The organism is Hydrogenophaga sp. T66, assembly GCF_057219855.1.
The window spans coordinates 465,349-478,503 of sequence record NZ_JBXVVX010000001.1 but is presented as its reverse complement, the minus strand read 5'-3'; the positions used below and the strand labels follow the sequence as shown (position 1 = coordinate 478,503).

The 13,155-nt window shown below is 69.8% G+C and carries 10 protein-coding genes; 2 read left to right on the top strand and 8 right to left on the bottom strand.

The genetic code is table 11. The features are described from left to right. Nucleotides 1-21 precede the first annotated feature (21 nt). The 8 genes from AC2D80_RS02275 to AC2D80_RS02240 form a co-directional block, all read right to left on the bottom strand. Nucleotides 22-639, bottom strand: a complete 618-nt coding sequence (locus AC2D80_RS02275; RefSeq protein ID WP_484631356.1) for a TorD/DmsD family molecular chaperone — start codon at nt 637-639, stop codon at nt 22-24. 8 nt (nt 640-647) lie between these two features. Further along, nucleotides 648-2,714: a 4Fe-4S binding protein gene (locus AC2D80_RS02270; RefSeq protein WP_484632630.1), complete on the bottom strand. Its 2,067-nt coding sequence runs from the start codon at nt 2,712-2,714 to the stop codon at nt 648-650. Continuing rightward, nucleotides 2,674-3,333 carry a DUF3306 domain-containing protein gene (locus AC2D80_RS02265; protein ID WP_484631355.1) on the bottom strand — a complete coding sequence of 220 codons (660 nt, stop codon included), beginning with the start codon at nt 3,331-3,333 and terminating at the stop codon, nt 2,674-2,676. Before AC2D80_RS02265 ends, AC2D80_RS02270 begins: the two co-directional genes overlap by 41 nt. A gap of 28 nt (nt 3,334-3,361) precedes the next feature. Continuing rightward, complete coding sequence (locus AC2D80_RS02260; protein ID WP_484631354.1) at nt 3,362-3,964, bottom strand: DUF3305 domain-containing protein; 603 nt, start codon at nt 3,962-3,964, stop codon at nt 3,362-3,364. Between the two features lie 104 nt (nt 3,965-4,068). Beyond that, entirely contained in the window at nt 4,069-5,397 is a 1,329-nt protein-coding gene (gene boxA, locus AC2D80_RS02255; protein WP_484631353.1) for a benzoyl-CoA 2,3-epoxidase subunit BoxA, read from the bottom strand. Nucleotides 5,398-5,533: 136 nt separating this feature from the next. After that, the gene (gene boxB / locus AC2D80_RS02250; protein ID WP_484631352.1) at nt 5,534-6,961 is read right to left on the bottom strand and encodes a benzoyl-CoA 2,3-epoxidase subunit BoxB; all 1,428 of its coding nucleotides are present in this window, start codon (nt 6,959-6,961) and stop codon (nt 5,534-5,536) included. Nucleotides 6,962-7,051: 90 nt separating this feature from the next. Then, the gene (gene boxC, locus AC2D80_RS02245; protein WP_484631351.1) at nt 7,052-8,713 is read right to left on the bottom strand and encodes a 2,3-epoxybenzoyl-CoA dihydrolase; all 1,662 of its coding nucleotides are present in this window, start codon (nt 8,711-8,713) and stop codon (nt 7,052-7,054) included. A 122-nt stretch (nt 8,714-8,835) separates the two neighbouring features. After that, nucleotides 8,836-9,783 carry a helix-turn-helix transcriptional regulator gene (locus tag AC2D80_RS02240; RefSeq protein WP_484631350.1) on the bottom strand — a complete coding sequence of 316 codons (948 nt, stop codon included), beginning with the start codon at nt 9,781-9,783 and terminating at the stop codon, nt 8,836-8,838. Nucleotides 9,784-9,952: 169 nt separating this feature from the next. Between AC2D80_RS02240 and AC2D80_RS02235 the strand changes: the two genes are divergently transcribed. Further along, a complete protein-coding gene (locus AC2D80_RS02235) occupies nt 9,953-11,527 on the top strand; it encodes a 3,4-dehydroadipyl-CoA semialdehyde dehydrogenase (RefSeq protein WP_484631349.1) in 1,575 nt (524 codons plus the stop codon). A 46-nt stretch (nt 11,528-11,573) separates the two neighbouring features. Then, the gene (locus tag AC2D80_RS02230) at nt 11,574-13,127 is read left to right on the top strand and encodes a benzoate-CoA ligase family protein (protein WP_484631348.1); all 1,554 of its coding nucleotides are present in this window, start codon (nt 11,574-11,576) and stop codon (nt 13,125-13,127) included. Nucleotides 13,128-13,155: the final 28 nt, after the last annotated feature.

Below are 13,155 nucleotides of genomic sequence, written 5' to 3'. Positions count from 1 at the left end.
GCGGCCGCCGCCGCGGGGGCGTCAGTCGAGCATGTCGAAGCCCTGGGCTTCGACGCCGATAAAGGCCTGGGTGAAGCCCGCCAGCGCGGCGTAGAAACGCGCGGCCGGGTGGGCCGCCAGCGTCTCGCACAGGCGGGGCAGCCAAGGCAACACGTGGGCGGCGAAGAACTTTTGCTGCTGCGTCAGGTTGGACACGCTGACGTCGTCCCCGGCGATCAGGAAGCGCATCACCTCGAACACGTAGCTGACGTGGTCCTCGGTTTCGGGCATGGTCTCATCGCGGGCCAGGCCGAGTTCGGCGAGGTCGCTGCGCAGCTGCGCGAGCGGCTTTTCGTTCAGGAAGCCCGCCAGATAGTGCGAACCGAACAGGTAGATCTCGGGCTTGCCCAAGCCACCGAACAGGGCCTCGAACTCTTCACGCACCGCCTCGTCGCTGTGTTCGCGCGCGGCGCCCACCACCAGACGCCACGGCTCTTCCAGAAAGGCGCCGGCGGCCGGTGCCTCGGTCACGGCCACGCGCAGCTGCGCCATCAGCTCGGGGGTGGGCGGCGCGTAGTACAGCATCGCCAGCAGGCCGTAGACCTCGGCGCGGGCGGTTTCTTCGTCCAGCGCGGACGACACGGGAATGCGGTCGGTCATGGTCGGGCTCAGAGGTCGGTGATGCGGGTTTCGTTCGGGTTGCTGTAGAGGTCGATGACGCGGCAATCGCCGCACATCTTCAGCCGTTCGGCCGCCTCGCCCTGGAACATGGCGTGGGTGGACAGGCGCTCCAGCATGTTCTCGATCGCCTTGAGCGTGCCGAAGGGCTTGCTGCAGCGGATGCAGCGCCACGGCTCGGCCTCGTTGACCACGCGCAGCTGCTTGCGCTGCTCGGTCAGCAACAGGCGCGGTTGCAGCGTGATCGCGTCTTCCGGGCAGGTGGTGGCGCACAGGCCGCACTGCACGCAGTTTTTCTCGATGAAGCGCAATTGCGGGCGCTCGGGGTTGTCCTGCAGCGCGCTGGCCGGGCAGGCACTCACGCAGCTCAGGCACAGGGTGCAGCGGTCCTTGTCGACCGACACGCTGCCAAACGGCGAGGCCGCCGGCAGCGCCACGGCCTCGGCGCGGGCGCCGTGGGTCGCGCTGTCCTGCAGCAGGTGGTCGAGGGCGAGTTCAAGCGTCGCCCGCTTTTCGGCCTGCACCGCGTAGCTGGCGCGGCGCTTGACGCCTTGCGCCGTCGGGAAGGCCAGCTGGCTGTCGAGCGAGGCCACATCGCGGGCCTCGATCAGCCGGAAGTGCGTGCCGGTGTAGCCCAGGCCAGTGACGATGGCCTGGGCCACCGCCATCTGCTCGCGCAGGGCGTCGCGGTACTGCGGCGCTTCTTCGTCGGTCATCAGCACCCACACCTGCGAGGCGCCGTAGGCGAAGGCGGTCAGCCACAGGTCGGCGCCGACGGAGGCGGTGTGCCACAGCGGCAGCGGAATCACGCGGGCCGGCACGCCGCGCACCCGGCGGTCGAGCGCGGCCGCGCGGCCCAGATCCTCCACGAGACGACCGCCGGCCTCCTGGCTGTGCAGCAGCAGGGCGGCGTCGGTGCCGCCGGCACGGGCGTAGGTCTGCAGCACGGTGCGCCACTTCACGCCCTGTTCGCTCGCGCGGGGGTAGGCGTAGGTGAGCGCGCCGGTGGGGCAGACGGTGGTGCAGGCGCCGCAACCCACGCACAGGTTGGGATTGACCACGATCTGCTGGCGCTCCACATCGCTGCGGATCGCGGCGGCCGAACACACCTGCACGCAGGCGTCGCAACCCACGGTCTCGTTGCGGCCGTGGGCGCAGACCTTTTGCTTGTACACAAAGAACTTCGGCTTTTCGAACTCGCCCACCAGCTCGCGCAGGCGGATGACGGTTTGCAGGCCGGTCTCGCCCTGCAGCCCACCCGGGCGGTGAAAGTAGCCTTGCGGCGGCGCGTGCTGGGCGAACGCGGGCTCTGCGCGCAGGTCCAGCACGATGTCGAAGGTTTCGGTGCGGGCCTGCGCGTCGCGCTGGAAATCGATGGCGCCGACCGCCTCGCAGGCCTTCACGCAGGCGCGGTGGCTGGCGCACTTGGCCAGGTCGATCTGGTAGTCCAGACCGATCGCGCCTTCCGGGCAGGCCGCGACGCAGGCGTTGCAGCGCGTGCACAGGTCCAGGTCGATCGGGTTGCCACTGGACCAGCTGACTTCAAAAGCGCCGAGCCAGCCGGTCACGCCCGTGACCTGCCCGCCCAGCACCGGCCAGGTGCGCGGCTGGCCGCCCGCGCCGCCCTGGGCCAGGATGGTCACGTCCAGCGCATCACCGACCAGACCCGCCACGCGCTCGGCCTCGTCGAGCGATCCGATGATCAGCAGGCGGCCCGCGCTGCGGTAGGTGACGGTGGGCACCGGCTCCGGGTCCGGCACGCGGGCGGCGGCCAGCAGGGCCGCCATCTTGGGCGTGGCCGCGGCGGCCTCGCGGCCCCAGCCGCCGGTTTCACGGATATTGACGAAGCGGATCGGTCGGACGTCCAGCGGCACCGCGCCCTCAGTCTGCGTGGCCAACTCGTTGAACAGCCGGGCCTCCTGCGTGCAGGCGACCACCAGCTCGTCGGGCCGTCGACTGGCGCGCTGGAACGCGGGCGCATCGCGCCGGCACAGCGTGGTGTGGACGGTCAGGTCTTCATCCAGCGCCTCGCCCAACGCCGTCGCGTTCAGGGGCATGGTCTGGTTGCAGTTGCAGATCAGCGTGGTCATCGTGGGGCGGGGGCAGATCGGCGGCCGGGGAGCCGTCGGGGGCGGCAGCGGTGGGTCCGCTGTCCGGGATCGGCGCCGCCACGGGAGCGGCCACCGTCGGGGGTGTGGGGGCGGCGGCGGTCGCGCCGTCGGCGGCGGGGGGATCGTCGTCCACCAGCTTGAGGAACTTCGCGCCGACCATGCGGGCCAGGTCGGCCTCGGCCAGCGGGCTGCCCTGGGTGTAGTCGTCGATGTAGATGTCCAACCCGTCCATCACATTGAAGTGCGGATCGGCGAACAGTTTCTTGACGGCAGCGTTGCGCACGCTGCTTGGCACGTCGCGGGCCACGAAGCGCGAGAAATCGGACTCGGGCGTGAGCTGGGCCACATCGTCGAGCGTGGGCGGGGGCTCGGCGGGGGCTGCCGCGGGCGCGGTGCCCGGGGCTGCTGCCGCCACGCCCGCGGCCGGGGGCACCGGGGCTGCCGGCGCCAGCACCGGGTCGCGCGCGGGCAGCGGCGCCGGCGGCTCAGGCGGCAGCGCTTCGCCGGTGCGGGCGGCCTGCTTGCGGCGCGACCAGCGCGAGAAGAAGCTGTCGTCCGAGGTCATGGCCGGGCGGGCTGAGGGCGCCAGAAATTCATCGCTTGCCGGTGGAGACGCGCGCCGGTTGGCCGAAACGGTCGGTCAGCGGGCGGAAGCTGTCGGGACGTTTGCGCTTTTTGGGCTCGGGCACGTAGCGCTCGTCCACAAACGCGCGCAGCCAGTCGATCACCTCGGGCGCGGCGGGCACCTGGTCGACCCGCTCCTGCGCGTCCAGCCAACGGCCAGCGTCGTGGTAGCTGAGGGTGACGATCTGTGGCACGGCCATCGGCTCGCCATCGAGCAGCCGCTCTTCGTCCGCCCGCCAGAACACCCAGAAGCAGGGCTGCGGGCTGTTGAGGTTGAGGTACAGGCCTTCGGCGTCGTCGCGAAACAGGGTCACGCGGTGGCGCGGAAACAGCCAGTGGGTGGCACCCGCCACCTCGCGCGCCTCGTCCACCGGCGCCACCGGCTGCGGCTCGTGGGTTTCGTCGGGCGTGAGCAGGGCGGTTTCCTCGGGCCCGGCGTGCAGCATCACGTCGGCCAGCACCCAGCGCCACGGCTGCCAGCGCGCCATCGCGCCCGGCACCGGCTCGCGGCGCATGACGACATCCACCTCGATGGCGGGCCGGGACGCGTGGGATGGAAGGGTGGCATGCATACGGAGGCGAGACTGTACGGCATCCCGCCCCGCGCACGCCAGCCGCCGCGGGTATGTCCCGACAGGGCGTCGGGGCGCCGCGCGGGCGCCCCACGGGCGGCCGATCAGTAGGTCTCGAGGTGCAGCCGTCCTTCGCGCTGCATCGCGCTGCCCAGCGTATCCCAGTCCAGACCGGCGGCCTGGGCGATGTCGCGCAAGGCCATCACGACACCCTCTTCCATGCTCTTGAGACCGCAGACGTAGAAATAAGCGTTCGGGTCCTTGAGCAGGGGCAGCAGGTCGGCGGCGCGCTCGCGCATCGCGTCCTGCACGTACTTCTTGGGCTGACCGGGCGTGCGGCTGAAGGCGAAATTGGTGTCGATGAAGTCTTTGGGCAGGTTCTGCAGCGGGCCAAAGTACGGCAATTCCTGCTGCGTGCGGGCGCCAAAAAACAGCATCAGCTTGCCGCCCTCGAATGCGGGCCCCCACGCTCCGCCGCTTCGCGGGTCGCTGCCGCGACCGGCGCTGCTCTCCGACTTCGCGCGCAGCCGGCGGCGCCACTCGGTCATCGCCCGCATCGGCGCGCTGCCGGTGCCGGTGCAGATCATCACGATGTGGCTCTTGGGGTGGTTGGGCATGAGGAAGCTCGCGCCGAACGGCCCGATGACTTCCACGGTGTCGCCCACCTGCAGGTCGCACATGAAATTGCTCGCCACGCCCCGCACCGGCTGACCCTGGTGGTCTTCAAGCACGCGCTTGATGGTGAGCGACACGTTGTTGTGCCCCGGCCGCTCGCCGTTGCGCGGGCTGGCGATGCTGTACTGGCGGGCGTGGTGCGGGCGGCCGCGGGCGTCCACACCCGGCGGCACGATGCCAATGCTCTGACCCTCCAGCACCGGGAACGGCATCGCGCCGAAGTCCAGCACGATGTGGTGGGTGTCGTACTCCGTGCCCACGTCGGTGACGCGCAGGTTGCCGGTCACGGTGGCGGTGATGGTTTTCTGGGCGGCCTTGGGGCCGTACAGGTTGGTGTAGGCGTGCGCGGCGCTCCAGGGCGGCAGCGTGGCGCCATAGCGCGACGCCACAAAACGGTCGTCGGCCGGCGCGGCCGCGGCCGGCGCCGGCGCCTCGTCCAGCGCGGCTTCGGTGGCTTCACCCGCTTCAGCCAGTGCGTCTGGCGCCAGCTCCGGCGGCAGCTCGTCCCACGTCAACTGCTCCTCCACCGAATAGGCGCGCACGCGCGGCATCGTGCGCCAGTTGTCGATGGAGCCGGTCGGACACGGCGGGACGCAGGCCATGCACAGGTTGCACTTGGTCGCATCGACCACGTAATTGCGCGAATCGTGCGTGATCGCACCCACCGGGCAGGTCGCCTCGCAGGTATTGCAGCGAATGCAGATCTCCGGGTCGATCAGGTGCTGCTTGATGACAGCCAGTTCGGCGGGTGCGTTCATGAAAACTCCTCAAACAACGAGGGCCCGTTTGCGCACACGAGCCCAGTCAAGGGATGCCGCGGATCCGGTGTACCCGGTCCGCCGGCATCGCCCCCCGTCCGGGGGGTGGCGCGCCGCGGGCGCGGCGCGGGGTGGATCAGGCGAACCGGACGTACTCGAAGTTCACCGGCTGGCGGTTGATGCCCATGACCGGCGGCGCGATCCAGTTGGCAAACTTGCCCGGCTCGACCACGCGACCCATCAGCGAGGCGACGAAGGCGCGGTCCTCGGCGGTGGGCAGCCACTCGCCGACCTTGGCCTGCCACTCGGACTCGCTCACCACGCGGCCTTCCGGCGACACCTTCACGCCCGCGAGCGAGCCGATGTTGCGGTGGAACGCCTTGTGCGGCACGGTCAGGCGGTGCGGCAGACCGGCCTTCTCGATCAGCTTGTTCCAGCGCTCCACGCCGCCCACGCTGTCCTTGATGTAGTCGTCGCGCAGCACTTCGTTGAGCGCGTTGAGCATCGGCACCTCGCGCTCGACCAGCTGGCCGCCCTGCACTTCCAGGATCTTGTAGGTCTGGCCCTTGAGCACGTGGTCGTCGTTGCGCTTGCCCTCTTCATAGCGGCCCTTCAGACCCGAGCTGTAGAAGGTGGCGGCGTTGCTCGACTGGTCGGCGCCGAACAGGTCGATGGTCACGCTGAAGTGGAAGTTCAGGTAACGCTGGATGGTCGGCAGGTCGATCACGCCGGCGGCGCGCAGCTTGGCCGGGTCATCGGTCTTGAGCTCGTTCATCACCTGGCAGGTGCGGGTGATCACGCGGCCCACGCCCGACTCGCCCACGAACATGTGGTGGGCCTCTTCGGTCAGCATGAACTTGGTGGTGCGAGCCAGCGGGTCGAACGCCGACTCGGCCAGCGCGCACAGCTGGAACTTGCCGTCGCGGTCGGTGAAGTAGGTGAACATGAAGAAGGACAGCCAGTCGGGCGTCTCTTCGTTGAAGGCTTCCAGGATGCGGGGGTTGTCCTGGCTGCCGCTGTTGCGCTGCAGCAGCGCATCGGCTTCCTCGCGGCCATCGCGGCCGAAGTACTTGTGCAGCAGGTACACCATGGCCCACAGGTGGCGGCCCTCTTCCACGTTGATCTGGAACAGGTTGCGCAGGTCGTACTGGCTCGGTGCGGTCAGGCCGAGGTGACGCTGCTGCTCCACCGAGGCGGGCTCGGTGTCGCCTTGCGTGACGATGATGCGGCGCAGGTTGGCGCGGTGTTCGCCAGGCACGTCCTGCCAGGCGTCTTCACCGATGTGGTCGCCGAAATGGATCTTGCGACCCTGCTCAGCCGGATTCATGAAGATGCCCCAGCGGTACTCCGGCATCTTCACGTGGTCGAACTGCGCCCAGCCCTGCGGGTCGACGCTGACGGCGGTGCGCAGGTACACGTCGAAGCTCTGGGCGCCTTCCGGACCCATGTCCTTCCACCACTCCAGGTAGTTCGGCTGCCAGTGCTCCAGGGCGCGCTGCAGCGTGCGGTCTTCGGACAGGTTGACGTTGTTGGGGATCTTGTCGCTGTAGTTGATGGCGGACATGGGGTCTCCTGCGGGAATGCTCGTCGGTGGACTGACCTGCGGTTGCGGCTGGCTCCACCGGGAAACCCACCGCACAACGATGAAAAGACTTTAGACGCGGTTGAAATCAAAGGCGGCTTTGTCGCCTTTGCCGTAGACCTTCAGCGCGCCCTTCTCGCCCACGGCGTTCGGGCGGATGAAGATCCAGTTCTGCCAGGCGGTGAGCCGGCCGAAGATGCGCGTGAACATGTTTTCCTTCTGCGCGAAACGCAGGTTGGCTTCGAGGCCCGTCAGCGCGTCGGGGGACATGGCCGCGCGCTCTTCGATGGCGATGCGCACCTCGTCGGCCCAGTCGATGTCGTCGGGCGAGGACGTGACCAGCCCCAGGGCGAGCGCGGCGTCGGCATCCAGCGGCTGGCCGACCGCGGCGCGCACGGCGTCCATCGCGGCGGCCTCTTCATAGAAGCGGCGCTGCAGGCGGGACTGCCCATTGACCATCGGCAGGTGACCCAGGTTGGCCTCGCCCAGCGTGATGCGGGGCGCGCGCTCCGGCTCGTCCGGCAGGGCCAGCATGTACGCGCGGTCGGCGCAGAAGGCGAGTTCGGCCAGCGAGCCGGCGAAACACGAACCCGGCTCGATCAGCGCAAACAGGCTGCGCGAGGACACGTCCAGCCGCGCGAAGGTGCGGCGCAGCAGGCCCAGGGTCTCGCGCACGAACCAGTGGCCCTGATGGGCCAGCAGCACCGCGTCGGCAGCCAGCACGGCGGCGGCGTCGCCTTCGGTCTTGAGCAGCCAGGTGCCGATGTCGAGCTCGTTGGTGCGCAGGTTCAGGATCGCGTCGTCGAGCTCGCGCGCCATCTGCAGCGGCCACCACGCGGCGCCCGCGGCTTCGATGCCGGCGATGTCGGTCGGCTGGGCGGTGGTCGGTGCCTTGACGGTGAGGGTCGCGGTGCGCTTGGCGCGGTCGATGACCACGCTCACATTCGTGTAGTCGATGCCGTCGGCGCGGTCGGTGCGCTCCACGCGCGGCAGCGCCACGCCCCGGGCGTCGGCCGGGCGGTCGCTCTGCGCAGCCAGGGCCTCGGCGCGGGCCTTCACATGGGCGGCGAACTGCTGCGGCTTGGCGATGGAGTCCACCAGACGCCAGTCCACGGCCTTCTTGCCACGCACGCCTTCGCTGGTGGTGCAGAAGATGTCGGCCAGGTCGTGGCGCACGTGGCGCTTGTCGGTCACGCGGGTCAGGCCGCCGGTGCCGGGCAACACGCCGAGCAGCGGCACTTCCGGCAGGCTCACCGCGCTGCTGCGGTCGTCGACCAGGATGATCTCGTCGCAGGCCAGGGCCAGCTCGTAGCCGCCGCCGGCGCAGGCGCCGTTGAGCGCAGCCACAAACTTCAGGCCGCTGTGCTTGGACGAGTCTTCGATGCCGTTGCGGGTCTCGTTGGTGAACTTGCAGAAGTTCACCTTCCAGGCGTGGCTGGACAGGCCCAGCATGAAGATGTTGGCGCCCGAACAAAACACGCGGTCCTTCAGGCTGGTGACCACCACGGTGCGGACCTGCGGGTGCTCGAAGCGGATGCGGTTGAGCGCGTCGTGCAGTTCGATGTCCACGCCCAGGTCGTAGCTGTTGAGCTTGAGCTTGTAGCCCGGGCGGATGCCGCCGTCCTCGGCGAAGTCGGCCGCCAGGGTGGCGATGGCGCCGTCGACGCTGAGTTTCCAGTGGCGGTATTGGCTGGGGTCGGTGCGGTAATCCACCGCGGCGGGTTGCTGGCTCATGGGTTGTCTCCTCGGGTTGGGAGGTCAGCCACCGGCAGGGATTCACCGGTCGCGACGTCATGACCGGAATAATAGTGCATCACCCGAAATCAAGTCAATGCACTTTTATGCATGTTTTGGGGTCATTCGATGACCGCTGGTCGGCCGATCAGGTCGCGCACCGCCACCGCCAGCGCCCGCGCCGCCTCGGCTTCGCTGTGGGCGCTGGTGTTGAAGTGCAGCTCGGCCTTGGAATAGAACGCCGACCGGCCGGCGAGGATGCGCTTGAGGTCCTCCATGGCTTCGCGGCTGGCGGCCATCGGGCGCAGGTCGCCTTGCGCCGCCACCCGCGCCATGTGGTCCGCCGGATCGGCCTGCAGCCACACGGTGGTGCAGTGCGCCAGCAGCAGATTGAAGTTCGCCGGGTCGGACACGAGCCCGCCGGGCGTGGCGATCACCACCTCGGGGTAGATCTGGATGGCTTCTTCGAGCGCGCGGCGTTCGTAGCGCCGGTAAGCCGGGGTGCCGTAGAGGGAGTGGATTTCCTGGATGCTGCAGCCCGCGAATTTTTCGATCTCGCGGCTGAGTTCGATGAAGGCAAAACCGAGGTCATCCGCCAGGCGCTGGCCCAGCGCCGACTTGCCCGCGCCACGCAGACCGATCAGGGCCACGCGCTGGCGGCGCTGGGCGTCGGCCGAGGCCGCGCCGCCGCCCAGCGCGGCACCGATCGCCTGCCGCACCCGGCGCAGCTCGGCCTCGTTGCGGCCGCTGAGCAGCTCGCGGATCAGCAGCCATTCGGGTGAGCTGGTACTCACGTCACCGATGAGTTCGGCGAGCGGGCATTGCAGCGCGTCGGCCACCTGCAGCAGCACCAGGATCGAGGCGTTGCCGGTGCCGTACTCCAGGTTGGCGAGGTGTCGCTCAGACACGTCCGCCGCCAGGGCGACGGCTTTGCGCGTCATGCCGCGGCGCGAGCGCAGCGTGCGCACGCGCTCGCCCAGCGCCACGAGAAAGGGGTGGCGGCTGGGATCGTCGGCGGGCGGGGCCGGGTCGGCCGTGCCGGTCAGCGGAGGGTGGTCCGTCGCATTCATAAAAAATCCTGTGCGGCCCGGGGCGCCGCGGTCACCGGCGGCGCCTGCCGGACCGGGTGGGCCTTGTCAAACTTTCACACATGCACTTTAATGCAGGTTTTGCAGGACGCAAGATAGTGCATTTATAGCGCCAATCGACGCCCGCCTCCACCCACCTCCAGGACCCCGCATGACTTCCCCCTTGCTGCCCAACCACCTCGGCGGCCGTTGGCACACCGGCACCGGCGCTGGCACACCGCTTTTCGATCCCGTGCTCGGCACCGAGCTGGTGCGCGTGGACCGCACCGGGCTGGACCTCGCCGAGGGCTTCCGCGCCGCCCGGGAGACCGGCGGTGTGGCGCTGCGCGCGCTGAGCTACCGCGAGCGCGCCGGCCTGCTGGCCGCGATCGGTCAGGTGCTGCAGGCCCGCCGCGACGACTACTACGCCATCGCCACCGCCAACTGCGGCACCACCGCGAACGACTCCGCCATCGACATTGACGGCGGCCTGTTCACGCTGGGCCAGTACGCACGCTGGGGCGACAAGCTCGGCGACGCCCGCGCGCTGCTCGATGGCGGCCGCGCGCGCCTGGGCAAGGATGAGGCCTTCCAAAGCCAGCACCTGCTCACCCCCACCCGCGGCCTCGCGTTGTTCATCAACGCCTTCAACTTCCCGAGCTGGGGCCTGTGGGAGAAGGCCGCGCCGGCGCTGCTCTCCGGCGTGCCGGTGGTGGTCAAGCCCGCCACCGCCACCGCGTGGCTCACGCAGCGCATGGTGCAGGACGTGATCGATGCGGGCGTGTTGCCGCCGGGTGCGCTGTCGGTCGTTTGTGGCGCCTCGGCCGGGCTGCTGGACGCGCTGGAACCGTTCGACGTGTTGTCCTTCACCGGCTCGGCGGACACCGCCGCCACGCTGCGCCAGCACCCCGCGATCGCCGCGCGTTCGGTGCGCTGCAACATCGAAGCCGACAGCGTCAACAGCGCCCTGCTCGCGCCCGACGCCACCGCCGACAGCGAGAGCTTTGCGCTGTTCGTGAAGGAGGTGGCGCGCGAAATGACCATCAAGAGCGGCCAGAAATGCACCGCCATCCGGCGGGCCTTGGTGCCGCGCGCGCTGTACGACGCCGCCGCGCAGGCGATCGGCGCCCAGCTGGCCAAGACCACCGTGGGCAACCCGCGATCGGCGGGGGTGCGCATGGGCGCGCTCGTGAGCCGCGCCCAGTACGACAGCGTGCGCGAGGGACTGGCGCACCTGCAGACCGAGGCCGAGGTGCTGTTCGACGGCCGCGACCGGCCCCTGATCGACGCCGATCCCGCGATCGCCGCCTGCGCCCAGCCGGTGCTGCTGGGTCGCCGCGATCCGGTCAGCGCGCGCGTGCTGCACGCGGTGGAGGTGTTTGGTCCGGTCGCCACGCTGATGCCCTACGACAGCCCCGAGCAGGCCTTCGAACTCATCCGCCGCGGCGAGGGCTCGCTGGTGTGCTCCGTGGTCGGCGCCGACCCGGCTTTCGCCGCCACGGCCGCGCTCGAACTGGCCAGCGCCCACGGCCGCGTGCACGCCATCTCACCCGAGGTGGCCAGCCTGCACACCGGCCACGGCAACGTGATGCCCCAATCCCTGCACGGTGGCCCGGGCCGCGCCGGCGGCGGCGAGGAACTGGGCGGCCTGCGTGCGCTCGGCTTCTACCACCGCCGCAGCGCCGTGCAAGCCCACACCGCCACGCTCGACGCCATCGCGGCCCATGCGGTCCCGCTGGCACCCTGAGCCCCGGCCCGCCACCCGAGACAGACACCACAACGAGGAGACAAGCATGAGCACCACCGTCGCCGCGCCCCCGGCCCGTTTCAACTTCGCCCGGCACCTGATGGAGCGCAACGCCAACCGCGCCAGCCGCACCGCACTGATCGACGACCAGGGCACGCTCACCTACGGCGAGCTCACCCAGCGCGTGCGTCGCTTCGCGGGGGCGCTGGCGGCCCTGGGCCTGCGCCGCGAGGAGCGGGTGTTGTTGCTCGCCCACGACAGCAGCGACTGGGTGGTGGCCTTTCTCGGCTGCCTGCACGCCGGTGTCGTGCCGGTGGCGGTGAACACGCTGCTCACACCGACCGACTACGCCTACATGCTGGCCGACAGCCGGGCGCGCGCCGCCATCGTCTCGGGCGCGCTGCTGCCGACCCTGCACAGCGCGCTGGCCGGCGGCGGCCACGCGGTGGAGCACGTCATCGTCTCGCGCGGCAGCGACCGCCCTGCGGGCACCCACGACCTCGATGCCCTGATCGCCGCCGCGCCCGAGGCCGACGCGGTCGACACCCACGGTGAAGAGCCGGCCTTCTGGCTCTACTCCAGCGGCTCGACCGGCGCCCCCAAAGGCACGGTGCATACCCAGGCCAACCTGTACTGGACCGCCGAACTCTACGGCCGCGGCGTGCTCAACCTGCGCGAGAGCGACGTGTGCTTCTCGGCGGCCAAGCTGTTTTTCGCCTACGGGCTGGGCAACGCGCTGAGCTTTCCGCTGAGCGTGGGCGCCACCGTTGTCTTGATGGCCGAGCGCCCGACGCCGGCGGCGGTGTTCCGGCGCCTCACCTCGCAGGGGGTCACCGTGTTTTATGGCGCGCCGACCGGCTACGGCGGCATGCTCGCCAGCCCCGACCTCCCGGCGCGCAGCGACGTGGCGCTGCGCCTGTGCTCCTCGGCCGGCGAGGCCCTGCCCCAAGACCTCGGCGAGCGCTGGACGCGCCACTTCGGCGTGGAAATCATCGACGGCATCGGCTCCACCGAAATGCTGCACATCTTCCTGTCCAACACACCGGGCGACGTGCGCTACGGCACCACCGGCCGGCCGGTGCCCGGCTACGCGGTTGAACTCCGCGGCGAAGACGGCCAGCCCGTGCCCGAGGGCGAGATCGGCGACCTCTACATCCAGGGCCCCAGCGCCGCGCTGATGTACTGGAACAACCGCGCCAAGAGCCGCGACACCTTCCAGGGCGGATGGACCAAGAGCGGCGACAAATACACCCGCAACCCCGACGGCACCTACACCTACGCCGGTCGCAACGACGACATGCTCAAGGTCAGCGGCATCTACGTCAGCCCGTTCGAGGTCGAGGCCACGCTGGTGCAGCACCCCGCGGTGCTGGAAGCCGCGGTGATCGGCAAGGTGGATGCCGACGGCCTGACCAAAACCAAGGCCTTCGTGGTGCTCAAAGCGGGTCAAACCGCCACCGAGTCCGAGCTGCAGGCCTTCGTCAAGGAGCGGCTGGCGCCCTACAAATACCCGCGCTTCATCGAGTTCATGAGCGAACTGCCCAAGACCGCCACCGGCAAGATCCAGCGCTTCCGCCTGCGCGAGCGCGAGAGCGCCTGAACGCTGCCGCCCGCCCAGGCAAAAGAAA

Coding starts and splice junctions, on each gene's coding strand:
- AC2D80_RS02275 (WP_484631356.1), bottom strand. CDS start 639: ATGACCGACCGCATTCCCGTGTCGTCCGCGCTGGACGAAGAAACCGCC.
- AC2D80_RS02270 (WP_484632630.1), bottom strand. CDS start 2,714: ATGCCCCTGAACGCGACGGCGTTGGGCGAGGCGCTGGATGAAGACCTG.
- AC2D80_RS02265 (WP_484631355.1), bottom strand. CDS start 3,333: ATGACCTCGGACGACAGCTTCTTCTCGCGCTGGTCGCGCCGCAAGCAG.
- AC2D80_RS02260 (WP_484631354.1), bottom strand. CDS start 3,964: ATGCATGCCACCCTTCCATCCCACGCGTCCCGGCCCGCCATCGAGGTG.
- boxA (WP_484631353.1), bottom strand. CDS start 5,397: ATGAACGCACCCGCCGAACTGGCTGTCATCAAGCAGCACCTGATCGAC.
- boxB (WP_484631352.1), bottom strand. CDS start 6,961: ATGTCCGCCATCAACTACAGCGACAAGATCCCCAACAACGTCAACCTG.
- boxC (WP_484631351.1), bottom strand. CDS start 8,713: ATGAGCCAGCAACCCGCCGCGGTGGATTACCGCACCGACCCCAGCCAA.
- AC2D80_RS02240 (WP_484631350.1), bottom strand. CDS start 9,783: ATGAATGCGACGGACCACCCTCCGCTGACCGGCACGGCCGACCCGGCC.
- AC2D80_RS02235 (WP_484631349.1), top strand. CDS start 9,953: ATGACTTCCCCCTTGCTGCCCAACCACCTCGGCGGCCGTTGGCACACC.
- AC2D80_RS02230 (WP_484631348.1), top strand. CDS start 11,574: ATGAGCACCACCGTCGCCGCGCCCCCGGCCCGTTTCAACTTCGCCCGG.